The sequence below is a fragment of the Citrobacter sp. Cpo109 genome, from assembly GCF_030332565.1.
Taxonomy (GTDB): Bacteria; Pseudomonadota; Gammaproteobacteria; order Enterobacterales; family Enterobacteriaceae; genus Citrobacter; species Citrobacter portucalensis.
On the sequence record NZ_JAOWHQ010000062.1, the window covers coordinates 282890 to 306928 of the forward strand.

Annotated in this window: 24 protein-coding genes; 12 read left to right on the plus strand and 12 right to left on the minus strand. The window is 50.9% G+C overall.

Annotated features, from left to right (window positions below; translation table 11 throughout):
- Window positions 1-6: 6 nt before the first annotated feature.
- On the minus strand, window positions 7-213 hold the full coding sequence (locus tag OGY71_RS15390) for a hypothetical protein (protein WP_003827334.1): 207 nt from the start codon (window positions 211-213) through the stop codon (window positions 7-9).
- Window positions 214-505: 292 nt separating this feature from the next.
- Here OGY71_RS15390 and OGY71_RS15395 point away from each other — a divergent pair, with 292 nt between their 5' ends.
- The 5 genes from OGY71_RS15395 (at window position 506) to trmL (ending at window position 5260) form a co-directional block, all read left to right on the plus strand.
- On the plus strand, window positions 506-868 hold the full coding sequence (locus tag OGY71_RS15395; RefSeq protein ID WP_003827333.1) for a YibL family ribosome-associated protein: 363 nt from the start codon (window positions 506-508) through the stop codon (window positions 866-868).
- 262 nt (window positions 869-1130) lie between these two features.
- Complete coding sequence (gene lldP / locus OGY71_RS15400; protein WP_003827332.1) at window positions 1131-2786, plus strand: L-lactate permease; 1656 nt, start codon at window positions 1131-1133, stop codon at window positions 2784-2786.
- Window positions 2783-3559: a transcriptional regulator LldR gene (gene lldR / locus OGY71_RS15405; RefSeq protein WP_003827331.1), complete on the plus strand. Its 777-nt coding sequence runs from the start codon at window positions 2783-2785 to the stop codon at window positions 3557-3559. The genes lldP and lldR overlap by 4 nt, the downstream gene beginning before the upstream one ends.
- Window positions 3556-4746, plus strand: a complete 1191-nt coding sequence (gene lldD / locus OGY71_RS15410) for an FMN-dependent L-lactate dehydrogenase LldD (protein WP_149335516.1) — start codon at window positions 3556-3558, stop codon at window positions 4744-4746. Before lldR ends, lldD begins: the two co-directional genes overlap by 4 nt.
- A 40-nt stretch (window positions 4747-4786) precedes the next feature.
- Window positions 4787-5260: a tRNA (uridine(34)/cytosine(34)/5-carboxymethylaminomethyluridine(34)-2'-O)-methyltransferase TrmL gene (gene trmL / locus OGY71_RS15415; protein WP_032945354.1), complete on the plus strand. Its 474-nt coding sequence runs from the start codon at window positions 4787-4789 to the stop codon at window positions 5258-5260.
- 181 nt (window positions 5261-5441) lie between these two features.
- Here trmL and cysE read toward each other — a convergent pair whose 3' ends face one another.
- The 5 genes from cysE to OGY71_RS15440 form a co-directional block, all read right to left on the minus strand.
- Complete coding sequence (gene cysE, locus OGY71_RS15420; RefSeq protein WP_003024160.1) at window positions 5442-6263, minus strand: serine O-acetyltransferase; 822 nt, start codon at window positions 6261-6263, stop codon at window positions 5442-5444.
- 77 nt (window positions 6264-6340) lie between these two features.
- Window positions 6341-7360, minus strand: a complete 1020-nt coding sequence (gene gpsA / locus OGY71_RS15425; protein ID WP_003827328.1) for an NAD(P)H-dependent glycerol-3-phosphate dehydrogenase — start codon at window positions 7358-7360, stop codon at window positions 6341-6343.
- The gene (secB, locus tag OGY71_RS15430; RefSeq protein ID WP_003024155.1) at window positions 7360-7827 is read right to left on the minus strand and encodes a protein-export chaperone SecB; all 468 of its coding nucleotides are present in this window, start codon (window positions 7825-7827) and stop codon (window positions 7360-7362) included. The genes gpsA and secB overlap by 1 nt, the downstream gene beginning before the upstream one ends.
- 46 nt (window positions 7828-7873) lie before the next feature.
- Window positions 7874-8125, minus strand: a complete 252-nt coding sequence (grxC, locus tag OGY71_RS15435) for a glutaredoxin 3 (protein WP_003024152.1) — start codon at window positions 8123-8125, stop codon at window positions 7874-7876.
- Window positions 8126-8177: 52 nt separating this feature from the next.
- On the minus strand, window positions 8178-8609 hold the full coding sequence (locus OGY71_RS15440) for a rhodanese-like domain-containing protein (protein ID WP_003024148.1): 432 nt from the start codon (window positions 8607-8609) through the stop codon (window positions 8178-8180).
- A 249-nt stretch (window positions 8610-8858) separates the two neighbouring features.
- On the opposite strand from OGY71_RS15440, the gene gpmM reads away from it, so the two are divergent.
- From gpmM to OGY71_RS15455, 3 genes are read left to right on the plus strand one after another with little or no spacing between them, the layout of a single operon-like run.
- Window positions 8859-10403 carry a 2,3-bisphosphoglycerate-independent phosphoglycerate mutase gene (gpmM, locus tag OGY71_RS15445; RefSeq protein WP_003827325.1) on the plus strand — a complete coding sequence of 515 codons (1545 nt, stop codon included), beginning with the start codon at window positions 8859-8861 and terminating at the stop codon, window positions 10401-10403.
- Between the two features lie 33 nt (window positions 10404-10436).
- A complete protein-coding gene (gene envC, locus OGY71_RS15450; RefSeq protein ID WP_231504629.1) occupies window positions 10437-11696 on the plus strand; it encodes a murein hydrolase activator EnvC in 1260 nt (419 codons plus the stop codon).
- A gap of 3 nt (window positions 11697-11699) precedes the next feature.
- Window positions 11700-12635, plus strand: coding sequence for a divergent polysaccharide deacetylase family protein (locus tag OGY71_RS15455; RefSeq protein WP_003827321.1), 936 nt, complete (start codon window positions 11700-11702; stop codon window positions 12633-12635).
- Here OGY71_RS15455 and OGY71_RS15460 read toward each other — a convergent pair whose 3' ends face one another.
- On the minus strand, window positions 12636-13670 hold the full coding sequence (locus tag OGY71_RS15460) for a glycosyltransferase (protein WP_003827319.1): 1035 nt from the start codon (window positions 13668-13670) through the stop codon (window positions 12636-12638). It abuts the gene before it with no gap.
- A gap of 484 nt (window positions 13671-14154) precedes the next feature.
- On the opposite strand from OGY71_RS15460, the gene OGY71_RS15465 reads away from it, so the two are divergent.
- Window positions 14155-14841: a lipopolysaccharide core heptose(II) kinase RfaY gene (locus OGY71_RS15465; RefSeq protein ID WP_003827317.1), complete on the plus strand. Its 687-nt coding sequence runs from the start codon at window positions 14155-14157 to the stop codon at window positions 14839-14841.
- 52 nt (window positions 14842-14893) lie between these two features.
- Here OGY71_RS15465 and tdh read toward each other — a convergent pair whose 3' ends face one another.
- On the minus strand, window positions 14894-15919 hold the full coding sequence (tdh, locus tag OGY71_RS15470; RefSeq protein WP_003024132.1) for an L-threonine 3-dehydrogenase: 1026 nt from the start codon (window positions 15917-15919) through the stop codon (window positions 14894-14896).
- Window positions 15920-15928: 9 nt separating this feature from the next.
- A complete protein-coding gene (kbl, locus tag OGY71_RS15475; protein ID WP_003827313.1) occupies window positions 15929-17125 on the minus strand; it encodes a glycine C-acetyltransferase in 1197 nt (398 codons plus the stop codon).
- Window positions 17126-17339: 214 nt separating this feature from the next.
- Here kbl and rfaD point away from each other — a divergent pair, with 214 nt between their 5' ends.
- Genes rfaD through rfaC form a run of 3 tightly spaced genes read left to right on the plus strand, consistent with a single transcriptional unit; the run spans window position 17340 to window position 20287 of the window.
- Window positions 17340-18272 (plus strand): ADP-glyceromanno-heptose 6-epimerase, encoded by a 933-nt coding sequence (rfaD, locus tag OGY71_RS15480; protein ID WP_003827312.1) that lies wholly within the window; start codon window positions 17340-17342, stop codon window positions 18270-18272.
- 2 nt (window positions 18273-18274) lie between these two features.
- On the plus strand, window positions 18275-19321 hold the full coding sequence (rfaF, locus tag OGY71_RS15485; protein WP_003827310.1) for an ADP-heptose--LPS heptosyltransferase RfaF: 1047 nt from the start codon (window positions 18275-18277) through the stop codon (window positions 19319-19321).
- A 3-nt stretch (window positions 19322-19324) separates the two neighbouring features.
- Window positions 19325-20287: a lipopolysaccharide heptosyltransferase RfaC gene (gene rfaC / locus OGY71_RS15490; RefSeq protein ID WP_003827307.1), complete on the plus strand. Its 963-nt coding sequence runs from the start codon at window positions 19325-19327 to the stop codon at window positions 20285-20287.
- A 63-nt stretch (window positions 20288-20350) separates the two neighbouring features.
- On the opposite strand, the gene OGY71_RS15495 is transcribed toward rfaC, so the two are convergent.
- The 3 genes from OGY71_RS15495 to OGY71_RS15505 form a co-directional block, all read right to left on the minus strand.
- Entirely contained in the window at window positions 20351-21454 is a 1104-nt protein-coding gene (locus OGY71_RS15495; RefSeq protein ID WP_003827305.1) for a glycosyltransferase family 9 protein, read from the minus strand.
- A gap of 71 nt (window positions 21455-21525) precedes the next feature.
- Window positions 21526-22563: a glycosyltransferase family 9 protein gene (locus tag OGY71_RS15500; protein ID WP_003827303.1), complete on the minus strand. Its 1038-nt coding sequence runs from the start codon at window positions 22561-22563 to the stop codon at window positions 21526-21528.
- Entirely contained in the window at window positions 22560-23945 is a 1386-nt protein-coding gene (locus OGY71_RS15505; protein ID WP_003827301.1) for an O-antigen ligase family protein, read from the minus strand. The genes OGY71_RS15500 and OGY71_RS15505 overlap by 4 nt, the downstream gene beginning before the upstream one ends.
- Window positions 23946-24039: the final 94 nt, after the last annotated feature.

The following is a 24039-nucleotide window of genomic DNA, read 5'->3' on the forward strand; positions in this document are numbered from 1 at the left end:
GTTTGCTTATTTCTCTTCCTGCTGCGGTCGATACAGCTGCCGATAGTACGCCAGACGTTGCAGATACAGCTGCGCGTTTTCCTGCGGTATTTCTGAAGGGACAACGTTGCGCGGCGGTGTTTTATTCAAATATTCGCGAAAAGCCTGGCTTGAAGCCATAAAATCGACAGTTTTATCAATCAGGACCGAAACGTTCTCACCTATTTTCGCCATAATCTTCCCTCCTCCATGTATTAACCGCGCTCAGCCTGTGCGGTTGATCATTTAAGTTTAGGATCAGTTGGGTGTTTATATTGAGGAAAACGTGCTTCACCACGAACACGCCAATAAAAAGCACCACGGCCGATCTTATCGCTTAAAACTCCTTGTTAATCAATGCAGTAACATTATCATTAGCTAATTAATACTTACGGTATTTGATTATTTATCTTCGAGCAGTTGTGAATAATCCCGCTCTGCGCGCATACTATAGGATATTCATCCTATTTTTATCAGAAGCTATCCTATGAAAGAAGTCGAAAAAAACGAAATTAAACGCCTGAGCGATCGTCTGGACGCTATTCGCCACCAGCAGGCAGACCTGTCCCTGGTTGAAGCCGCCGACAAATACGCCGAGCTGGAAAAAGAGAAAGAAACTCTGGAAGCCGAGATCGCACGCCTGCGTGAAGTTCACAGCCAGAAGCTGAGCAAAGAAGCGCAAAAGCTGACAAAACTTCCGTTCCGTCGGGCCATCACCAAAAAAGAGCAGGCTGACATGGGCAAACTGAAGAAGAGCGTGCGCGGCCTGATCGTCGTCCACCCGATGACCGAGCTTGGCCGTGAAATGGGCCTGAAAGAGATGACGGGCTTCGCGAAGAGCGAGTTCTAATCTCCCACCGGGCAACATCCGCTTGCCCGGTCCTTCATTTCCCCTCGCAATTGGCCCTACCAATTTTAACCAGATCCTACCAGCACCTCACATTTCATTAAAATGTGCGTACAATACCGTTGCCAATAAATAACATTTGATTAACCATTCATTGTCATTACCCCTACACAACAATATTGGCAGGGCCACTTTTACACATAATGTGACCTGGAGATGAGCACAGACTCATTCCATTATGTCGGCGGCCCCCAGGAGACCTGCAATGAATCTCTGGCAACAGAACTACGACCCGGCCGGTAACATCTGGCTTTCCAGTCTGATCGCATCGCTCCCTATCCTGTTCTTTTTCTTCGCCCTGATTAAGCTCAAGCTCAAAGGCTATGTTGCGGCGTCATGGACGGTGGTGATCGCTTTGTCGGTCGCCCTGCTGTTTTACAAAATGCCGGTCGATCACGCTCTGGCATCCGTAGTGTACGGTTTCTTCTATGGTCTGTGGCCGATTGCCTGGATCATTATCGCCGCGGTATTCGTCTATAAAATCTCGGTGAAGACCGGGCAGTTCGACATTATCCGCTCCTCGATACTCTCGATTACCCCAGACCAGCGTCTGCAAATGCTGATTGTTGGTTTCTCCTTTGGGGCATTCCTCGAAGGAGCGGCAGGCTTTGGCGCTCCGGTAGCGATTACCGCCGCACTGCTGGTTGGTCTTGGCTTTAACCCGCTGTATGCGGCAGGTTTGTGCCTGATCGTAAATACCGCGCCGGTCGCTTTTGGCGCAATGGGCATTCCGATTCTGGTTGCCGGTCAGGTTACCGGACTGGACAGCTTCGAGATTGGCCAGATGGTAGGGCGTCAGCTGCCGTTCCTGACCATTATCGTGCTGTTCTGGATTATGGCGATTATGGATGGCTGGCGCGGCGTCAAAGAAACCTGGCCTGCGGTGATGGTCGCTGGCGGCTCGTTTGCTATCGCGCAGTATCTCAGCTCTAACTTTATCGGGCCGGAACTGCCGGACATTATCTCTTCTCTGGTCTCACTGGTGTGTCTGACGCTGTTCCTGAAACGCTGGCAGCCGGTACGCATCTTCCGTTTTGGCGATATGGGCGCTTCGCAGGTCGATATGGACCTGTCGCGCACCCGCTACACCGCTGGGCAGGTGGTACGCGCCTGGTCACCGTTCCTGTTCCTGACCGCTACCGTCACGCTGTGGAGCATACCGCCGTTTAAAGCACTGTTTGCGCCCGGCGGCGCGATGTACCACTGGGTGGTCAATATTCCGGTTCCGTTCCTCGACAAGCTGGTTGCCCGTATGCCGCCGGTCGTACACGAAGCCACGGCCTACGCGGCGGTGTACAAATTTGACTGGTTCTCCGCGACCGGTACCGCAATACTGTTTGCCGCCCTGCTGTCTATCGTCTGGCTGAAGATGAAGCCATCTGCTGCGCTGCAGACCTTTGGCAGCACGTTGAAAGATCTGGCGCTGCCTATCTACTCCATCGGGATGGTGCTGGCGTTCGCGTTTATCTCTAACTACTCCGGGCTTTCATCCACCCTGGCACTGGCCCTGGCGCACACCGGCAGCGCGTTTACCTTCTTCTCGCCATTCCTCGGCTGGCTGGGGGTATTCCTGACCGGGTCCGACACCTCATCAAACGCATTGTTCGCCGCCCTGCAGGCCACGGCCGCTCAGCAAATCGGCGTTTCGGATGTGCTGATGGTGGCCGCAAATACCACCGGCGGCGTGACCGGCAAGATGATCTCTCCGCAATCTATCGCTATCGCCTGTGCGGCAGTGGGATTAGTGGGGAAAGAGTCTGATCTGTTCCGCTTTACCGTGAAGCACAGCCTGATTTTCACCTGCATGGTGGGTGTGATTACCACGCTGCAGGCCTATGTCTTAACCTGGATGATTCCATGATAGTGATGCCCAGACGCCTGTCAGACGAAGTCGCATCTCGTGTGCGGGCGCTGATTGAAGAACAACAGCTGGAGGCGGGCATGAAGTTGCCCGCTGAGCGCCAACTGGCCGTACAGCTCGGCGTATCGCGCAACTCGCTGCGCGAGGCGTTAGCCAAGCTGGTGAGTGAAGGTGTGTTGATTAGCCGTCGTGGCGGCGGGACGTTTATCCGCTGGCAGCATGAAGCATGGTCTGAACAAAACATCGTTCAGCCGCTGAAAACCCTGCTGGCGGACGATCCTGATTACAGTTTCGATATTCTGGAAGCCCGCCACGCCATCGAAGCCAGCACCGCCTGGCATGCAGCTATGCGTGCCACTGCTGCCGACAAAGAGAAGATCAGACTCTGTTTCGAGGCCACACAAAGCGAAGATCCAGATCTCGCCTCGCAGGCAGACGTTCGCTTTCATCTCGCCATTGCGGAAGCCTCGCACAACGTGGTGCTGTTACAGACCATGCGCGGTTTCTTCGACGTATTGCAGTCTTCGGTGAAACAGAGCCGCCAGCGTATGTACCTTGTGCCGCCCGTATTTTCGCAACTGACGGCGCAGCATCAGGCCGTCCTGGATGCGATTGTTGCCGGAGATGCCGACGGAGCGCGTAAAGCAATGATGGCGCACCTCAGTTTTGTCCACACCACGATTAAACGATTTGATGAAGATCAGGCCCGCCAGGCGCGTATCACCCGCCTGCCCGGTGACCCTGGTGAGAATAGCAGGGAGAACAACGCATGATTATTTCAGCAGCCAGCGACTATCGCGCCGCAGCCCAGCGCATCCTACCCCCCTTCTTGTTCCACTATATAGACGGTGGGGCGTATGCAGAGCACACTCTGCGCCGTAACGTGGCAGACCTGTCGGAGGTGGCGCTGCGCCAGCGCGTGCTGAAGAATATGTCCGACCTGAGCCTGGAGACAAAGCTGTTCAACGAAACGCTCTCCATGCCGGTGGCCCTTGCACCTGTCGGTCTGTGTGGCATGTACGCGCGCCGGGGCGAAGTTCAGGCCGCCGCCGCCGCTGATGCCAAAGGCATTCCGTTTACGCTTTCCACGGTATCCGTATGTCCGATTGAAGAGGTCGCTCCAACCATCAAACGTCCGATGTGGTTTCAGCTATATGTTCTGCGCGATCGCGGCTTTATGCGCAACGCGCTGGAGCGCGCCAAAGCGGCGGGTTGCTCCACGCTGGTCTTTACCGTCGATATGCCAACACCGGGCGCACGCTACCGTGACGCACATTCCGGGATGAGCGGCCCAAATGCCGCACTACGCCGCTACTGGCAGGCAGTCACCCATCCACAGTGGGCATGGGACGTTGGCCTGAACGGTCGCCCACATGATTTAGGTAATATCTCGACTTATCTTGGTAAACCTACCGGTCTTGAGGATTACATCGGCTGGCTGGCGAATAACTTCGACCCGTCGATTTCCTGGAAAGACCTCGAGTGGATCCGCGAATTTTGGGATGGTCCGATGGTGATCAAAGGGATCCTCGATCCCGAAGATGCCCGAGACGCCGTACGCTTTGGCGCGGATGGTATTGTTGTCTCTAACCACGGTGGTCGCCAGTTAGACGGCGTGCTGTCTTCAGCTCGCGCGCTACCCGCCATTGCCGATGCGGTAAAAGGCGATATCACCATTCTGGCAGACAGTGGGATCCGCAACGGCCTGGACGTCGTACGCATGATTGCGCTGGGCGCAGATAGCGTTCTGCTGGGACGTGCTTATCTGTACGCGCTGGCCACCCACGGTCAGGCCGGGGTGACGAATCTGCTGAATCTGATCGAGAAAGAGATGAAGGTGGCAATGACTCTGACCGGTGCAAAATCGATTAGCGAAATCAGCCGTGATTCACTGGTACAAGAACTGGGCAAACAGGTGGCTGACTACCCGATGCAGCCCAAACGTGGAAATGCGGCGTAAACGTTAATTTGCTATGCTGCCCCGTACTTAAGGGGGCAGCATGCTAAACATCGTATTATTCGAACCAGAAATCCCGCCAAATACCGGCAATATTATCCGTCTTTGCGCCAACACCGGCTTTCGTCTGCATATTATTGAGCCAATGGGCTTTACCTGGGACGACAAGCGCCTGCGCCGCGCGGGGCTGGATTACCATGAATTTGCCGCCGTGCAACGCCACCCTGATTACGCCGCCTTCGTCGCCGCAGAAAATCCGCAACGTCTGTTTGCCCTGACCACCAAAGGTACGCCAGCGCATAGCGCGGTAAGCTATCAGGATGGGGATTATCTGATGTTTGGCCCGGAAACTCGCGGTCTGCCAGCCAGCATCCTCGACGCACTGCCAGCTGAACAAAAAATTCGTATTCCGATGATGCCGGACAGTCGCAGCATGAACCTGTCGAATGCGGTGTCGGTGGTGGTGTATGAGGCCTGGCGCCAGTTAGGTTATCCCGGCGCGGTATTGCGTAGTTGATTTTTGTCGGATGGCGGCTGACGCCTTATCCGACCTACGAAAGAATTTACCATTATTTTTCGAGCGTTATCGGAGCAGTCAGGTTGGACACGGACTGCGCTTGCCGACCTTCGCGTACACGTAGTACGTGAGGATGGCGAGCACAGCCCGGGTTCAAGATGACAAGTAAGATAGCTCGAAATCAGATTCCATCGCCGTATTCGAACGTATGATGTATCCCGTTGAAATGCTGATCCATATCCATAGACGGTTTATCGCTGTCAGGCTTGCCGACGATGCGCGCTGGTACGCCTGCGGCGGTGGTATGCGGCGGTACGGGCTGTAGCACGACCGAACCTGCGCCAATCTTCGCGCCGCGCCCGACTTCAATGTTGCCGAGAATTTTTGCTCCCGCGCCGATCATCACGCCTTCACGAATTTTCGGGTGGCGGTCACCGCCGGCTTTACCGGTCCCGCCCAGCGTGACGGATTGCAGAATAGAGACGTCATTTTCAATCACCGCGGTTTCACCGACCACAATGCCGGTGGCGTGATCGAGCATAATCCCACGACCAATTTTTGCCGCCGGATGAATGTCTACCTGGAAGGTAACGGACACCTGATTTTGCAGGAATATCGCCAGCGCCTGACGCCCCTGATGCCACAGCCAGTGACCGATACGATAGGCCTGAAGCGCATGAAAGCCCTTCAGATACAGCAGTGGAGTGGAATATTTATCGACAGCCGGGTCACGCGTGCGTACTGCCTGAATATCGCAGGCCGCTGAGGCAATCATTTCAGGATCGGCCGCGTAGGCCTCTTCTACGACTTCGCGAATCGCAATGGCGGGCATGATTGGAGAAGCGAGTTTATTCGCCAGCATATAGCTTAGCGCACTGCCGAGATTTTCATGCTTGAGCAGCGTTGCGTGGTAAAAACTGGCCAGCATTGGCTCACATTCCGCCAGTGCCCGGGCTTCCGCTTTAATGTTTTTCCAGACGATATCCAGTTCTTCACACGGCATTGCGTACTCCAGAAGGTAGCAAAACGACCGATCCGTTCTTCGCGGATCGGGTCGTTATATTCAACAGTTCCTTACAGCTAGTGGCGACTCAGCTCGTCCTTGCGTGCACGGCCTAATAACGTCAATGCTGCCTCGCGCGCGTTTTTTCCGCAATACAATACTTGATAAATTTCCTCGGTTATTGGCATCTCAACACCAAAACGGTGCGCCAATTCACGAACTTCTTTCGTATTGCGATAGCCTTCAACCACTTGGCCAATTTTGTCCTGCGCACCCTGCACGTCCATCCCCTGGCCGAGCATCATGCCAAAACGACGGTTGCGCGACTGGTTGTCGGTACAGGTCAGCACCAGATCGCCTAAACCCGCCATCCCCATAAAGGTGGCAGGATCGGCCCCCAGCGCCGCACCAAGACGAGACATTTCGGTCAGCCCACGGGTGATCAATGCGGTTCGTGCATTCGCGCCGAAACCGATGCCGTCAGACATCCCTGCGCCAATGGCAATGACGTTTTTCACCGCACCGCCAAGCTGTACGCCAATGAAATCCGGGTTGCTGTATACGCGGAAGCTTTTGCCGCAGTGCAGCAACTGCTGGAGATCGTCAGCAAAGGTGTCGTCCGTCGAGGCCAGAGAAATCGCCGTCGGCATGCCCGCAGCCAGCTCTTTGGCAAACGTCGGGCCGGAAATAACCGCCAGTGGAATTGAGTCCCCCAGCGCTTCACGCGCGACATCCTGCAGCAGACGCCCTGTTTCCGCTTCCAGACCTTTTGTCGCCCAGACCAGTCGTGCGTCAGAACGCATCAATGGTTTGATGTTACGCAGCACTTCGCCAAAGACGTGGCTCGGCACCACCACCAGAATATTACGACTGGCGGCCAGCGCTGTGGCTAAATCACTTTCCAGGCGCAGCGTGTCGGGAAAAGGCACATCAGGAAGGAACGCGACGTTGCAGCGATCGTGCTCGAGAGTCGCGATATGTTTAGGATCATGGCCCCACAGGACAACCTGATGGCCATTTCTTGCCAGGGTGATGGCAAGAGCGGTGCCGTACGAGCCGGCACCAATCACAGTCATTGAAGCATTACTTTGGTTCATCAGGCATCCTGATGTTCTTCAGTACCTTCGCCAGCCTGCTGCTGTAAATAGTTCATGAACAGCGCATCAAAGTTGACCGGCGCAAGGTTCAGTTGCGGGAACGTACCGCGTGAAACCAGGCTGGTGATGCATTCGCGGGCATACGGGAACAGAATGTTCGGGCAGTATGCGCCCAGGCAATGCGCCATTTGAGTCCCTTCGATACCACTGATGGAGAAAATACCGCCCTGCTGAACTTCGCACAGGAACGCAGTTTCTTCACCCAGGGAAGCCGTTACGGTGACACGCAGCACTACTTCATACACGTCATCTGCCAGTTGGGTAGATGCGGTATCAAGATCCAGTTTAACCTCTGGCTGCCAATCTTTCTGGAAAACATGCGGTGCATTTGGCGCTTCGAAAGACACATCCTTGGTATAAATACGTTGGATCTGGAAAGCCATTTCAGTGTTATTTTGTTCTGACATGTTGAGAAAACCCTTTAGTGTTGTCCTTTAAATACTTCGGTACGCCTTAACGCAGCAGCGGATCCAGTCCACCACGCGCATCCAACGCATACAAGTCGTCACAACCACCAATGTGCTGTGCATCAATAAAAATCTGCGGAACCGTAGTACGGCCACTGCGCTTGATCATCTCTTCACGCTTCACGGCATCACCGTCAATCGGAAGCTCCTGGAAACTCACACCCTTGCTGTTTAACAGCGCCTTTGCGCGATGGCAAAACGGGCAGGTTGCTTTGGTATAGATCTCAATATTGGCCATGACTTATCTCCAGTGTTCTTTTTACCCTGCGGCATGAAAGAAGACGGGTAAATTACTTGCCGCGAACCAGTGGCAGATTCTCACCACTCCAGCCCGCTACGCCATCTTTCAGTACAGACACCTGCTCAAAACCGGCTTTGATCAGCGCAGTTGCTGAATCCTGGCACTGCATGCCTGAACCATCAACCACAATAACAGGTTTGTTTTTGTGTTTTTCCAGTTCGCCAAAGTTGTTGGCTTTGATTTCGCTCGGCAGCAGGTTAGTGGAGCCAGCGATATGACCTTTGCGGAAGTCGTCGCGCTGACGTAAATCCACGACAACGGCGTCTTCTTTATTGATGAGACGTGTGGCTTCTCCGCGCGTAATCACCTTCACTTTGGAAGTCAGGCTCTTAAACGTGGTAAATAATACAGCCGCCAGTAACGCAATCCAGGCGATACTCAATACAGGGTGGCGACTAACAAATTGCATAATTTCTTGCATGGGGGGTAACAACTCCCGACTCAGTGATTAAAAAAACCAGGAAAGGAGTATACCTGCGCGTTGGCGCAAATACAGCCAGAGCGTGCATTGGATTGCATTTTTGCGGGGCGCTACGGAAAAAAAAACCTAAAACCACGCCCTCTGCGGCGCGCTCTGGTCGATTATTTGATCTTCCGGGGCTACTTTATCGATTCAGCTGTAGTAAAATTACGCAATTATTTTTTATCTATTAAGTGTGAGGTTGTCGCAATGTCGGTTTCTAAAAAACCTATGGTACTGGTGATTCTGGATGGCTATGGCTATCGCGAAGACAGCCAGGATAACGCCATCTTTAATGCCAAAACCCCGGTAATGGATGCCCTGTGGGCAAAACGTCCGCATACCCTGATTGATGCGTCTGGCCTGGAAGTTGGCCTGCCCGATCGCCAGATGGGCAACTCCGAAGTCGGTCACGTCAACCTGGGCGCGGGCCGCATCGTGTATCAGGACCTGACCCGTCTGGATGTAGAAATTAAAGAGCGTACTTTCTTCGCTAACCCGGTGCTGACCAATGCGGTCGACCAGGCAAAAAATAGCGGCAAAGCGGTACACATCATGGGTCTGCTCTCTGCGGGCGGTGTTCACAGCCACGAAGATCACATCATGGCGATGGTAGAAATGGCTGCTGAACGCGGGGCTGAGAAAATCTATCTGCACGCTTTCCTTGATGGCCGTGATACTCCGCCACGCAGCGCTGAACATTCACTGCAAAAATTCGAAGAGAAATTTGCCGCGCTGGGCAAAGGCCGCGTAGCGTCCATCATCGGTCGTTACTACGCGATGGACCGCGACAACCGTTGGGATCGCGTTGAACAGGCTTATGACCTGATGACGTTGGCCAAAGGCGAGTTCCAGTTCGCTACGGCGGTTGAAGGCCTGCAGGCTGCTTATGCCCGCGACGAAAACGATGAATTCGTGAAAGCGACCGTGATCCGTGCTGAAGGCCAGGCTGAAGCCGCCATGGAAGACGGCGATACGCTGATTTTCATGAACTTCCGTGCTGACCGTGCGCGTGAAATCACTCGTGCGTTTGTTAACGCTGATTTCGACGGCTTCGCCCGTAAGAAAGTCGTTAACCTCAACTTTGTGATGCTGACCGAATACGCGGCCGACATCAAAACTGCGGTTGCTTACCCACCAGCATCTCTGGCTAACACCCTTGGCGAGTGGATGGCGAAGCACGACAAAACGCAGCTGCGTATTTCCGAAACCGAAAAGTATGCGCACGTAACCTTCTTCTTCAACGGCGGCGTAGAAGAGCCATTCAAAGGCGAAGATCGCATCCTGATCAACTCGCCGAAAGTTGCGACCTACGATCTGCAGCCGGAGATGAGCTCTGCTGAGCTGACCGAAAAACTGGTTGCGGCGATTGAGAGCGGAAAATACGACACCATCATTTGTAACTACCCGAACGGCGACATGGTTGGTCATACCGGGGTGATGGAAGCAGCGGTTAAAGCGGTTGAAGCGCTGGATCACTGCGTTGAACAGGTCGCGAAAGCGGTTGAATCCGTTGGGGGTCAGTTGCTGATCACCGCAGACCACGGTAACGCAGAGCAAATGCGCGATCCGTCCACCGGTCAGGCGCATACTGCGCACACCAACCTGCCCGTTCCGCTGATTTATGTCGGTGGCAAGAACGTTAAAGCAGTCGAAGGCGGCAAACTTTCTGATATCGCCCCGACGATGCTGACGCTGATGGGTATGGAAATCCCGCAAGAGATGACTGGTAAGCCGCTGTTCATCGTGGAATAATCCCTCCCCATGAGGGGAAAGGCGATTAATACCATCACTCGGGCCGTGAAACCGCGTAAGTTTTCAGTCAGGCCCTTGTTCTACGCCAGCGCGCTTAGCGCTGGCGTATTGCTGTGCGCCTTTTCCGCCCACGCGGACGAACGCGACCAGCTCAAATCTATTCAGGCCGATATCGCGGCAAAAGAACGCGCGGTACGTCAACAGCAACAACAACGCGCCACCCTCCTCGCTCAGCTTAAAGCTCAGGAACAAGCCATCGCCGTTGCCGCAAGGCAGTTGCGCGAAACGCAAAACTCACTGGCGCAGCTGAATGCACAAATCGCAGAGATGAACGCAGCACTCGCGAAGCTGGAAAAACAGCGGGCCGCACAAGAACGCAGCCTGGCAGCCCAACTCGACGCAGCTTTTCGCCAGGGCGAACACACCGGCATTCAGCTCATTCTTAGCGGTGAAGAAAGCCAGCGCGGGCAACGCCTGCAGGCCTATTTCGGCTATCTGAACCAGGCGCGACAGGAAACTATCGCGCAATTGAAACAAACCCGCGAAGAGGTCGACTCGCAAAAAGCCGAGCTGGAAGATAAGCAGAGCGAACAGCAGACGCTACTGTACGAACAGCGCGCTCAGCAGGCTAAGCTGGAACAGGCACGTAACGAACGCCAGAAAACGCTTTCGAGTCTGGAATCATCGATTCAACAGGGTCAACAGCAACTGGGCGAAATGCGCGCCAACGAATCCCGTCTGCGCAACAGCATTGCCCGCGCCGAAGCCGCAGCCAAAGCGCGTGCGGAACGTGAAGCACGCGAGGCGCAGGCAGTACGCGATAAGCAACAGGATGCGTCACGAAAAGGCTCAACCTATAAACCGACCGAAAGTGAAAAATCACTGATGTCGCGTACCGGCGGTTTGGGTTCGCCACGCGGTCAGGCATTTTGGCCCGTTCGTGGTCCAACTCTACATCGTTATGGCGAACAGCTGCAGGGTGAGCTACGTTGGAAGGGGATGGTTATTGGCGCATCCGAAGGCACCGAAGTTAAAGCCATTGCCGATGGTCGCGTCATTCTGGCGGACTGGCTGCAGGGCTATGGCCTGGTGGTCGTCGTTGAACACGGTAAAGGCGATATGAGCCTGTACGGTTATAACCAGAGCGCACTGGTCAGCGTCGGTACGCAGGTTCGCGCCGGGCAGCCTATAGCACTAGTGGGTAGCAGCGGCGGTCAGGGCAGGCCGGCACTCTATTTCGAAATTCGTCGCCAGGGTCAGGCGGTCAATCCACAGCCGTGGTTGGGAAGATAAGTTTTGCCACAACAATTTCGTCGTCTACTACTCTCTCTCGCCAGTCTGCTGGCCTTCGCAACACCTGTATTTGCTGGCAAACTCGCCATCGTCATTGATGATTTCGGCTATCGCCCACACACTGAAAACCAGGTACTGGCGATGCCTTCTACCATCTCCGTTGCCGTTCTGCCTAACGCCCCACATGCGCGTGAAATGGCAATCAAAGCGCATAACAGCGGGCATGAAGTCTTAATCCATCTGCCAATGGCACCGCTGAGCAAGCAGCCGTTAGAGAAAGACACGTTACGCCCTGAAATGAGCAGCGAAGAGATTGAGAGGATCATTCGCGACGCGGTAAGCAAAGTACCGAATGCGGTCGGTCTGAACAACCATATGGGCAGCGCGATGACCTCCAGTCTTTTCGGCATGCAGAAGGTGATGCAGGCGCTGGAACGCTACGACCTCTACTTCCTGGACAGCATGACCATCGGTAACAGCCAGGCAATGCGCGCAGCGTCAGGTACCGGTGTGAAGGTCATCAAACGCAAAGTCTTCCTGGATGACACGCAAAACGAAGCCGATATTCGCCGTCAGTTTAATCGTGCCGTCGAGCTTGCGCGCCGCAACGGTTCCGCAATCGCCATTGGCCACCCTCACCCGTCTACGGTTCGCGTTCTGCAGCAGATGCTGTATAGCCTGCCAGCCGACATCACGCTGGTTCGCCCAAGCAGCCTGCTCAATGAACCGCAGGTGGATACCTCCAGACCAAACCTCACGCCACCGAAGAACGGTACGCCTGATGAGCCGCGTAATCCTTTCCGTGGGGTGAAATTATGCAAACCGAAGCAGCCGTTAGAGCCGGTGTACGCCAGCCGCTTCTTCAGCGTGCTCGGCGAAAGCATCACCCAAAGCACGCTGGTGCAGTATATGCGCTTGCAGTGGCAGGGCTGGCAATAATCAGTCTTTACTATCCAGCGTTAAATGGGCCAGGCGGCGCGGCGTCAATGATTTATCGCGCCACTGGCTAAAACGGATAGCCCACAACAGCACCTGATAACCCAGCTTTACGCTGCAGATATTACTCACCATACGCTTGAACATACCCGATACAAATACTTCAGCAATCATGCGCTGGCGGATCTGTGGATCGGGTTCTTTACGAATACAATGACATACTCGCAGTCCCTCATAAATCACTTGTTGCTTAAACTCAGGATAGATAGTGATGCGGTTAGCGTAGCTATGATTAAGTTCGTCCAGCAGGCGAGTGATCTTTATATAGTGCCGTTGATAGTTTAAATTCGCTTCACCCTGCCGCTTCATGTGACTAATTGAGCCATCGTGTTGGTAGTATTTATATAATGGTTTTTCCGTATATTTCGCACGAGTGGCATTAAACATAAACACCGTACTCCACATGACATCCTGATGATGTAATCCAGGGATAAATCTTATATTGTGTTCTTTAATAAGGTCATTTCTATATACCCCCATCCAGAGAACATGCGTCCAGCGGCGCGAAGCAAGCCCCATACGCAACCAGTCTGGGCCGGAGAGAATACCGGTAGAACGCAGACGATCTGTTGGAATGGATACCCAGACTCGGGATGTTTCCCGCGAACTCCAGTCTGCGTTGCTTTGTACAACGTCAAGGTTGTCCTGCAAGGCCATTCCCATCAATGTCTCATACATCTCCGGATAGACTTCATCATCAGCATCAACGAATGCGATGTAATCCCCCACAGCGACATCCAGGCCAAGGTTTCGCGCGACAGAGACACCCTGGTTGGCCTGATGCAGCAGCCGAACATGGGGATATTTTTCTGCATAGTATTGCGCAATATCGACTGAGCAGTCCGTAGAACCATCATTTACAATAATAATTTCAAGATCTTTCCAGGTCTGCGCAATTAACGACTCCATACAGTCACGAAAGTAACTACCGGCATTATATAACGGGATAATAACGCTTAATTTATATTTACTTTGCATCGTAGGGTAATCATCTAATCTATGGGATTGTCGTTACTCTATCACCCAATTATTAAGATATTATTAAGGCTTAACAAGAGGTACAATTTCCAGAGAAATAGGCCAGCATTCCTATAAATTTATATTAGCTAGATTGATAACCTATTTACTTACACGTCCGAGAAACAAAAAACAGCACGAATAGCCAACTTAGTTGTTACCTGTGTATGACAAAGGATTTTGTTATACTAACTTGATCTCTATCACAAAATGAACAGTGCAAATGTAATGATGACCAAAGCACTCTTGCTACATTGATGCTTTAAGTCATGAAATTTTCATAACGTAAAGCAATTAATCAATTACTTTCAATTAGATAGAGCATAACACTGTTGTTTATGTGTCTTTTACATAAAAGCATGTATTAACTAACCACCGTCGATACAATTTTGTATAATACAGAGCATAACTATCCACAACAGATTAATATACGAAGGCGAATTTAATGAACATTAGTAAGGTTGAATTAAATGACTTTAATGTTTATTTCAAGAAAGAAAAAATTAATTTCCCTTTGTTGATGAAAAAAATATCAAATAATGAAATAAAAGGGAAACAACTGAATGCTGAAAATGGTTTTCGCAGCGTCCATCTTGTCGAATATGAAAATAAAAAGTTTATTGTCAAGAACGATCGTGAAATAGACAATCGCTTTGAAAAAAAAGCGCTAAACTTTATTTCCGGGCCTTTTTATTCACATATGATTAAACGGCTGGCACGCTTAACTCCAGAGCAACGCGCCTGTACTGCAGATCTGTACTACGTTGCCGAAAAATGTCACTTTCGTCAATGTGTTGAAGTGTCAACCGTGCATGAATACATTGATGGAAAACCCCTTGCCGAAATCAACGAAAGTAATGCCGAAGAGGTGAAAAACTGTATTATTAAACTTCACAATGCAGGTCTTGCATCGAATGACATTCACCCTGGAAATTTTATTAGAACGCCATCTGGTGAACTTAAAGTTATCGATCTTTCATGCAAAGGCATTATGAAAATATGCCAGGCGAACGATATCCTCACGCTCCGGAATAAATACAATATCGATATTCAGGGTCATGGCTTCGTTTATAACCTGATTTTATTGAAAGAAAAGCTTCGCCGACTTTCACGAAAAATTCGCGGCAAGTAAAAAATAGCCAGATATTAATCATATCTGGCTATTCATTCTTACCGGCTTAATACTAATCCCAGCTCAGGATCACTTTCCCTGACTGGCCTGAACGCATCGCGTCAAAGCCCTGCTGGAATTCATCGATGGAGAATCGATGGGTGATGATCGGCGACAAATCCAGTCCAGACTGGATCAGTGCAGCCATTTTGTACCAGGTTTCAAACATCTCACGACCGTAGATACCTTTAATAAACAGCCCCTTAAAGATAACTTTGGTCCAGTCGATGGACATATCAGATGGCGGAATACCCAGCATAGCAATACGGCCACCGTGGTTCATGGTGTCCAGCATGGCGCGAAACGCTGGCGGCGCCCCGGACATCTCCAGGCCCACATCAAACCCTTCGGTCATACCCAGTTCAGCCATCACGTCGGTCAGATTCTCTTTCGACACGTTGACCGCGCGTGTGATACCCATTTTGCGTGCCAGCTCAAGGCGATACTCATTAACGTCGGTGATCACCACGTGGCGTGCGCCAACATGCTTCGCGACCGCCGCCGCCATAATACCGATTGGACCCGCACCGGAAACCAGCACATCTTCCCCAACCAGATCGAACGACAGCGCCGTGTGCACTGCATTACCGAACGGATCGAAGATAGACGCCAAGTCGTCGGAGATATTGTCCGGGATTTTAAATGCGTTAAATGCCGGGATCACCAGGTACTCCGCAAAGCAGCCAGGGCGGTTTACACCGACACCGGTCGTATTGCGGCACAGGTGAGTACGTCCACCGCGGCAGTTACGGCAATGCCCGCAGGTGATATGACCTTCGCCTGAAACGCGATCGCCGATTTTAAAGCCTTTAACTTCCTGACCGATGCCAACAACTTCGCCGACATATTCATGCCCAACGACCATCGGTACCGGGATGGTTTTTTGCGACCATTCATCCCAGTTATAAATGTGAACGTCAGTCCCGCAGATGGCTGTTTTACGGATTTTAATCAGCAAATCGTTATGACCGACTTCCGGTTCAGGAACGTCGGTCATCCAAATGCCCTCTTCCGCTTTCAGTTTGGATAACGCTTTCATTTCACATCCTCAGGCAATAACGCCCAGTTGTTTACCAATGCGTGTGAACGCCTCAACAGCACGCGTAATCTGCTCAGGGGTATGCGCCGCAGACATCTGGGTACGGATACGCGCCTGGCCTTTTGGAACCACCGGATAGAAGAATCCGGTAACGTAAATCCCCTCTTTTTGCAGCTCGCGGGCGAACGCCTGCGCCACTACTGCATCACCCAGCATGACCGGGATGATCGCGTGATCCGCACCGGCTAACGTAAAGCCTGCGGCAGACATTTGCTCACGGAACTGACGTGCATTCGCCCACAGACGATCGCGCAGGTCGCTGCCAGCTTCAACCATTTCCAGCACTTTAATGGAAGCCGCAACAATCGCCGGTGCCAGTGAGTTGGAGAACAAATAAGGACGGGAACGCTGACGCAGCCACTCAACAACTTCTTTGCGCGCTGCGGTGTAACCACCGGATGCGCCGCCGAGTGCTTTACCCAGCGTACCGGTGATGATGTCCACGCGACCCATCACGTCACAGTATTCATGGGAGCCACGACCATTTTCGCCGACAAAACCGACGGCATGGGAATCATCAACCATGACCAGCGCGTCGTATTTATCCGCCAGATCGCAAACGCCTTTCAGATTAGCGATCACACCATCCATAGAGAACACGCCATCAGTGGCGATCAGGATATGGCGAGCGCCTGCTTCACGCGCTTCTTTCAGGCGAGCTTCCAGTTCCACCATATCGTTGTTGGCGTAACGGAAACGTTTTGCTTTACACAGACGCACGCCATCAATGATAGAAGCGTGGTTCAGGGCATCGGAAATAATTGCGTCTTCTGCGCCCAGCAGCGTTTCAAACAGACCGCCGTTGGCGTCGAAGCAGGAAGAGTAAAGGATGGCATCTTCCATTCCGAGGAATGCCGCCAGTTTTTGCTCCAGTTGCTTATGGCTGTCCTGGGTACCGCAAATAAAGCGAACCGAAGCCATACCAAATCCGTGAGAATCCATACCCGCTTTTGCCGCTGCAATCAGTTCCGGATGGTTAGCCAACCCCAGATAGTTGTTCGCACAAAAGTTAATAACGTGGCTTCCATCCGCCACGGTAATATCCGCCTGCTGGGCAGATGTAATAATGCGTTCTTCTTTAAACAATCCTTCCGCACGTGCGGTTTCGAGATCGTTCGTTAACTGTTTGTAAAAATCCCCACGCATTTCAATTCTCCAGACTGGGCAAATTTCAGCACATATTACCCAAAGCTATACGTTGATACGAGATGACGCATCATCACTTCTTCAAAATGAAGCATAAATCACGTGTACCCGCACGGCTTATCGGTGAATGGCTGAAGCCTAAGCCATGTAGTGATATGATAGAAGTATTCGTGTCTGAGATTGTCTCTGACTCCATAATTCAAAGGTTACATTTATGATCATCGTTACCGGCGGCGCGGGCTTTATCGGCAGCAACATCGTTAAGTCTCTGAATGATAAAGGTATCACCGACATTCTGGTGGTGGACAACCTGAAAGACGGCACCAAGTTTGTTAACCTGGTGGATCTGAATATTGCTGACTACATGGACAAGGAAGACTTCCTGATCCAGATTATGGCCGGGGAAGATTTCGGCGATATCGAAGCGATTTTCCACGAAGGCGCATGCTCTTCAACCACCGAGTGGGACGGCAAGTATATGATGGATAACAACTATCAATACTCCAAAGAGCTACTGCACTACTGCCTGGAACGTGAAATCCCGTTCCTGTACGCATCCTCTGCCGCCACCTACGGCGGTCGCACTTCTGATTTCATCGAGTCTCGTGAATATGAGAAACCGCTGAACGTCTACGGCTACTCAAAATTCCTGTTCGACGAGTACGTGCGTCAGATCCTGCCAGAAGCCAATTCTCAGATTGTTGGCTTCCGCTATTTCAACGTCTACGGACCGCGTGAAGGCCACAAAGGCAGCATGGCAAGCGTTGCTTTCCACCTCAACACCCAGCTTAACAATGGCGAAACACCAAAACTGTTCGAAGGCAGTGAAAACTTCAAACGTGATTTCGTTTACGTAGGCGACGTAGCTGCGGTAAACCTGTGGTTCCTGGAAAACGGGGTTTCCGGCATCTTTAACCTCGGTACAGGTCGTGCGGAATCTTTCCAGGCCGTTGCCGATGCTACGCTGGCGTACCACAAAAAAGGCAGCATTGAGTACATTCCATTCCCGGAAAAACTGAAAGGCCGCTACCAGGCATTTACCCAGGCAGATCTGACGAACCTGCGCGCAGCGGGCTATGACAAGCCGTTTAAAACCGTCGCCGAAGGCGTCACGGAATATATGGCCTGGCTGAACCGCGACGCGTAAGTATGAAAATTTTGGTGGTTGGCCCGTCTTGGGTGGGCGACATGATGATGTCGCAAAGTCTCTATCGCACGCTCAAGGCGCGCTATCCCCAGGCGATAATCGACGTGATGGCACCTGCATGGTGCCGTCCGTTATTGTCGCGCATGCCAGAAGTCAACGAAGCTATCGCCATGCCGTTGGGGCACGGCGCGCTGGAGATCGGCGAGCGCCGTAAACTCGGCCACAGTCTGCGTGAGAAGCGCTATGACCGCGCTTATGTGCTGCCTAACTCGTTTAAATCCGCTCTGGTGCCGTTCTTTGCGGGTATTCCCCATCGTACAGGTTGGCGTGGCGAGATGCGCTACGGTCTGCTAAACGATGCGCGCGTACTGGATAAAGAAGCATGGCCACTGATGGTCGAGCGCTATGTGGCTCTGGCTTATGATAAAGGCGTGATGCTGACGGCCAAAGATTTGCCGCAGCCTCTGCTATGGCCACAGTTGCAGGTCAGCGAGGGTGAAAAATCGCTAACCTGTAGCCAGTTCTCCCTTTCAGCTGAACGCCCCATCATCGGTTTTTGCCCAGGTGCGGAATTTGGCCCAGCGAAACGCTGGCCACATTACCACTATGCAGAACTGGCAAAGCAGCTGATCGATGAAGGCCATCAGATTGTGCTGTTTGGCTCAGCAAAAGACCATGAAGCCGGCAATGAGATCCTGGCGACGCTGAGCGTTGAACAGCAGGCATGGTGCCGTAATCTGGCGGGCGAAACACAGCTGGAGCAGGCTGTCATCCTTCTCGCAGCCTGCAAAGCGGTGGTCACCAACGACTCTGGATTAATGCACGTGGCCGCAGCGCTGAACCGTCCACTGGTCGCATTGTATGGTCCAAGCAGCCCGGATTTTACGCCTCCGCTTTCCCACAAGGCGCGTGTCATTCGCCTGATTACGGGTTATCACAAAGTGCGTAAGGGCGATGCGGCAGAAGGCTATCATCAGAGCCTGATTGACATTACACCCCAGCACGTACTGGAAGAACTCAACGATCTGTTGTTACAAGAGGAAGCCTGACGGATGCGGGTTCTGATCGTTAAAACGTCGTCTATGGGCGATGTACTGCATACGTTGCCCGCATTAACCGATGCTCAGCAGGCTATTCCGGGTATTCAATTTGATTGGGTGGTGGAAGAAGGGTTCGCTCAAATCCCCTCCTGGCATTCAGCCGTTGACCGGGTTATTCCAGTGGCGATCCGTCGCTGGCGTAAAGCCTGGTTTTCAGCGCCGATTAAAGCCGAGCGTAAAGCGTTTCGTGATGCGGTGCGTTTACAGCAGTATGACGCGATAATCGATGCTCAGGGTTTGGTTAAAAGCGCGGCGTTGGTGACACGTCTGGCACGTGGCATCAAGCATGGTATGGACTGGAGCACAGCCCGCGAACCGCTGGCAAGTCTGTTTTATAATCGCAAACATCACATAGCCAAACAGCAGCACGCGGTAGAACGTACGCGTGAATTGTTCGCCAAAAGCTTGGGATATGTTAAACCGCAGTCGCAGGGTGATTACGCGATTGCGCAGCATTTTGTAAAACAGCAAACGTCCAATTCGCAGCCCTACGCTGTATTTTTACATGCGACCACGCGAGATGATAAACATTGGACAGAAGCACACTGGCGGAACCTTATTACGCTGATACCGAAGACAGGGATTCGCATTAAACTTCCCTGGGGAGCAGCGCATGAAGAGGAAAGAGCAAGAAGAATTGCGAAAGGATTTGATAATGTCGATGTATTGCCAAGGATGAGTCTTGAGGAAATTGCGCGTATCCTCGCCGGTGCTGAATTTGTAGTTTCGGTTGATACTGGCCTTAGTCATCTGACCGCCGCGCTCAATCGCCCAAACGTTACGCTGTATGGTCCCACCGACCCAGGGCTCATTGGTGGCTACGGTAAGAATCAGTTAACGTGCATTGCTCCGGAAGGAAAACTATCGTTACTCACCGCTCAGCAAGTACTAACACACCTACCGTCCGACGTATAACCCCCCGACTCGGGACGGGGGCTCTGCACGCTTATCAGAACATGCAGAGCATCGGTAAGCTTACTACAGGAATGGTTTTACATGCGCCATGATCTCTTCGCAACTCACCTTCTCTAGCGCTGAACGATACTTAATTTCATCCAGCGTCGTATAGGCTTTGTAAACCACCTTGTGCAATTGAGGGTCCTGATAGGGGCCATAAAGATAAGGTGAGGTGATCACATACATACTCACCGTCGGTACCCGCATTGCCACGGCAAGGTGCATAGGTCCTGTATCAGATGTTACCAGCAGGTCCATATTCTTCACTTCCTGAATAAGCCCTTTAAGCGTCGTTTTACCGATAAGTGGCTTCACGCGGTCATGAAAGCGGCTATCCAGCTTTTGCAAAAATTCGTCCTGCAGAGGCACTTCATTCGGCGCACCAATCAGGACGACACGCACATCATCATGAGCAAAAAGTTGGTTTGCGAAAGTGACAAATCGCTCAACAGGCCAGCATTTCTTAAAGGATGATGCTCCCATTTGAAAACCAATCCAACGCAGCTTTGAATCTTCCTCGCTCACCGTACGTTCGACAGGAAACGGCAGGTGCATACTGTTGTCTGGCTTTTCATTCAGCAACGGCATGATAAGCTCCAGCTTTCGCTGAATAGTATGCCCAACGAATTTACTGATTCTGTTGGTTGCCCATTTACTTACGAGTGGGATGTCCTGCTTATCGTTATCCACAAAGACATACTTTGTGCCAGCAATAATGGCGCTAAGGAAATCATAAGGTGTATGTGAGTGAAGAATTACCGTCAGGTCTGGCGTTCCACGTTTCTTGATCTCTTTAACCAATGCCGGGAGGGTAGTGAGTTTATTATCCCATGAGATAAGATCGTCCCAGTCACTCCCCCCTTTGAGGAAGTCATACATCTTTTTGTGGCAAATCAGGGTGATTGTCGCAGAAGGATATGTCTGGCGGAGCGCATGAATTGCTGGAGAGTTCATCATGAAATCACCCAGCGCCGTTGAAGAATAAATCAGGATATTCTTCAGCTGATTTTTATCCTGATTTTCAAATTCTTGCTGACTAAAAGAAAAATCTTTCTTACGGGTGTATATCATTAAAAAAAGATTAACCAGTAATAGCTGAATTTTTTTTCTCAATGCTCTAATCATTAAATAAAACCTATTTAATCTATCGCCAGATAGAGATCAATATATCAACTTATCTATAGCAATAAGTAAACTTATGCTTCATCCATTGCCGTATTTTTACGCACTTGCTCCTGCAGACTTACAAACCGCGTAAATACATCATCGACGCTAATATTGCGAGCATCATAATCTTTTCCTTGCAGCATTTCGTACGGCACACCCCATGGCGTCCATAGCCATGCAGCCTTGTTGCCGAACAGCGCCACCACTGGTTTACGCACCCCAGCAGCAATATGCAAGGCACCGCCGTCGCTGGTCACAATCTGATCGCATAGTGACATACCGGCCATCAGCTCACGAACGCTATTCGTTCTTACTGGAATAATCGGCAGATCGGCACATTGCGCGCTGATAAAATCAGCCTTATCATCATCACCGGGATGTAATTTATTATCTGATTTTCCTGGAGACCAGAATAACATAATATGGCACGCCTGTATGGCTGCAAGTTTATGAGCAAGCTCAACAAACTTTTCTTTTTGCCATTGTTGTTCTTCTCTTCGGGAACTTATCTGCAACCCATAAACAGGTAAATTGTCCTGTGGAAATTCTATCTTTGCTTTTATATCAGCCAGTTCTTGTGGTGTGACATACAGCTCCAGCGGACCTGGTTTAGAAGTACAGCCTAGCGGTCCCGTTAATCTATTCAATAAATTGACCAGATGAAGCTGCTCCTGAGTTTCAGGAATAGCATCGGTGACAATGTCCGGGCAGTCATTACCAATAGCGATAATTCTTTTAGCACCCGCTAATTTTGCCCACTGTAAAGGTCGTTTATCCCAATGCTCTTTGGCAATAATCGCGACATCATATTTAGCACGACGCAGATCGATAATCGTCTTCAGGCGCTGAAACAATACCTTAAGGCTAGATGTGCCTTTAGAACGGTGGTGCAGCTTGCTGTATAAGAAAACTTTACCTACATGAGGATTATTTTCGATAATCGATTGATTGTAGGTGTTAACCAACAAATCAACTTTACAATTCATGTCTTTTGCAATAGTCGAGATCAGCGGCGTTGTCAGTATCAAGTCGCCAATGTTATCTCTACGAATAATTAAAACTTTCATTTTTTAGCCCGTGATATTTTATTACTCGTAAAGATCAGACCCAGCATTAAACCTGATAACGCAAGGTTTTGCTCAAGGTAGTGATCACGCATCATGTTATCTACACCACTACGGAACAAGAAGCTCACCGTGAAAAGAGACAAGTACAGACCCGGAATTATTAAATCACGAGAGAATGCACGCCAGCCAATAAGGATCATCAACATGACGAATGCCACCCAGTTGATAAGCCCAAGGACACCGTTCTGAAGCGCGACATCAATCAACCCGTAATGGCTGTTAGATTGCTGAATAATAGGGTCGTGATATTTTTCCTGCAGAAGCACTAAGAATGCATCTTTTCGCGGACCCGCACCAAACGGATATTCAGCGATCAGTTCGTTCCCCTGACGGAAAAACGATGCCCGGCAACTATTCGAGTCATCCATTATGCGGCCAGTGCTGTCCTGCATCAACGGGCCATCAAAACCGTTATAGCAACGACTGTGCATACCCAGATCCCAGCCAGCAACCATATCCATGCTTAGGCTTTTCCAGCGGGAGTCCTGATGCCAGGAAGTGTAGCCTATAATGCCTACTACTATCGTAACGACCAGTGCAGCCAGACAGAGCTTCAGCAAGTTCTTTCGGCTAATCGCTTTTAAGGCAATAAATACGCAGATAGAAATCGTACTGCCAATCAGACCAATAGTGCCCCAGCGGGTCTTCGCTAATGCTGAACAGATGAAGCACAGCAAAATAAAGGCAGCCATCAATTTGTTGCTGAAAATTAGATACTTACGACCCAGGAACAGTCGACAGGCAAGTTCTGCCAGTAAAATTCCCGAAACCATGTTTATCTGGAAGCTCATCTCGGTACGAGTTGGCACAATCCACGTCTCACCCCAAAGTATCGTTCCTGTCTTGATATAAAAATAGATATTCTGCAGCAGGTGAATAAATATTACCCCTAGCGAACACAGAACAACTAAAGACAATACCTTATTGGCCGTTACGTTTTTAAAATGATACTTACAGATTGGATACAAAAAGAGTCCAACAAAGAATAATAGCCCCGCACGCAGGTACTGTCCCTGCCAGCTGCGCAGCATTTTCCCCACATCAACTGCAACAAATAATCCATTGGCCAGTGTAAATACGAGAAAAATAAGAATTAAAGCTATAGCATATTTCGCCAGTTGACTAAGCTCAATAGATACATATTTTCTACAAACGCAAAAGTATAAAGTTAGAGCTGCACTTAAATATATGGAGAAATTCCTATTGGCTGGCAAGATAGAATTCTGTATAGGCCAAACAAAACATAGAACACAAAATGAAATTAACAACAAATAAACTGCAATACCTTTACACGAGGCTTGCATTTGTGTATTTGAATTCATATAAACCCTATTGAAACAAAACCCGACACATATTTATAAATAAAAAATGCAAAAAGAGACATAGTATGAATTCATTCCATGAAATACAAATTCC

Coding starts and splice junctions, on each gene's coding strand:
- OGY71_RS15390 (WP_003827334.1), bottom strand. CDS start 213: ATGGCGAAAATAGGTGAGAACGTTTCGGTCCTGATTGATAAAACTGTC.
- kbl (WP_003827313.1), bottom strand. CDS start 17,125: ATGCGTGGGGATTTTTACAAACAGTTAACGAACGATCTCGAAACCGCA.
- secB (WP_003024155.1), bottom strand. CDS start 7,827: ATGTCAGAACAAAATAACACTGAAATGGCTTTCCAGATCCAACGTATT.
- lldP (WP_003827332.1), top strand. CDS start 1,131: ATGAATCTCTGGCAACAGAACTACGACCCGGCCGGTAACATCTGGCTT.
- gpsA (WP_003827328.1), bottom strand. CDS start 7,360: ATGAACCAAAGTAATGCTTCAATGACTGTGATTGGTGCCGGCTCGTAC.
- lldD (WP_149335516.1), top strand. CDS start 3,556: ATGATTATTTCAGCAGCCAGCGACTATCGCGCCGCAGCCCAGCGCATC.
- grxC (WP_003024152.1), bottom strand. CDS start 8,125: ATGGCCAATATTGAGATCTATACCAAAGCAACCTGCCCGTTTTGCCAT.
- OGY71_RS15440 (WP_003024148.1), bottom strand. CDS start 8,609: ATGCAAGAAATTATGCAATTTGTTAGTCGCCACCCTGTATTGAGTATC.
- rfaF (WP_003827310.1), top strand. CDS start 18,275: ATGAAAATTTTGGTGGTTGGCCCGTCTTGGGTGGGCGACATGATGATG.
- rfaD (WP_003827312.1), top strand. CDS start 17,340: ATGATCATCGTTACCGGCGGCGCGGGCTTTATCGGCAGCAACATCGTT.
- gpmM (WP_003827325.1), top strand. CDS start 8,859: ATGTCGGTTTCTAAAAAACCTATGGTACTGGTGATTCTGGATGGCTAT.
- lldR (WP_003827331.1), top strand. CDS start 2,783: ATGATAGTGATGCCCAGACGCCTGTCAGACGAAGTCGCATCTCGTGTG.
- OGY71_RS15505 (WP_003827301.1), bottom strand. CDS start 23,945: ATGAATTCAAATACACAAATGCAAGCCTCGTGTAAAGGTATTGCAGTT.
- OGY71_RS15460 (WP_003827319.1), bottom strand. CDS start 13,670: ATGCAAAGTAAATATAAATTAAGCGTTATTATCCCGTTATATAATGCC.
- OGY71_RS15500 (WP_003827303.1), bottom strand. CDS start 22,563: ATGAAAGTTTTAATTATTCGTAGAGATAACATTGGCGACTTGATACTG.
- OGY71_RS15495 (WP_003827305.1), bottom strand. CDS start 21,454: ATGATTAGAGCATTGAGAAAAAAAATTCAGCTATTACTGGTTAATCTT.
- OGY71_RS15465 (WP_003827317.1), top strand. CDS start 14,155: ATGAACATTAGTAAGGTTGAATTAAATGACTTTAATGTTTATTTCAAG.
- trmL (WP_032945354.1), top strand. CDS start 4,787: ATGCTAAACATCGTATTATTCGAACCAGAAATCCCGCCAAATACCGGC.
- tdh (WP_003024132.1), bottom strand. CDS start 15,919: ATGAAAGCGTTATCCAAACTGAAAGCGGAAGAGGGCATTTGGATGACC.
- OGY71_RS15395 (WP_003827333.1), top strand. CDS start 506: ATGAAAGAAGTCGAAAAAAACGAAATTAAACGCCTGAGCGATCGTCTG.
- rfaC (WP_003827307.1), top strand. CDS start 19,325: ATGCGGGTTCTGATCGTTAAAACGTCGTCTATGGGCGATGTACTGCAT.
- cysE (WP_003024160.1), bottom strand. CDS start 6,263: ATGCCGTGTGAAGAACTGGATATCGTCTGGAAAAACATTAAAGCGGAA.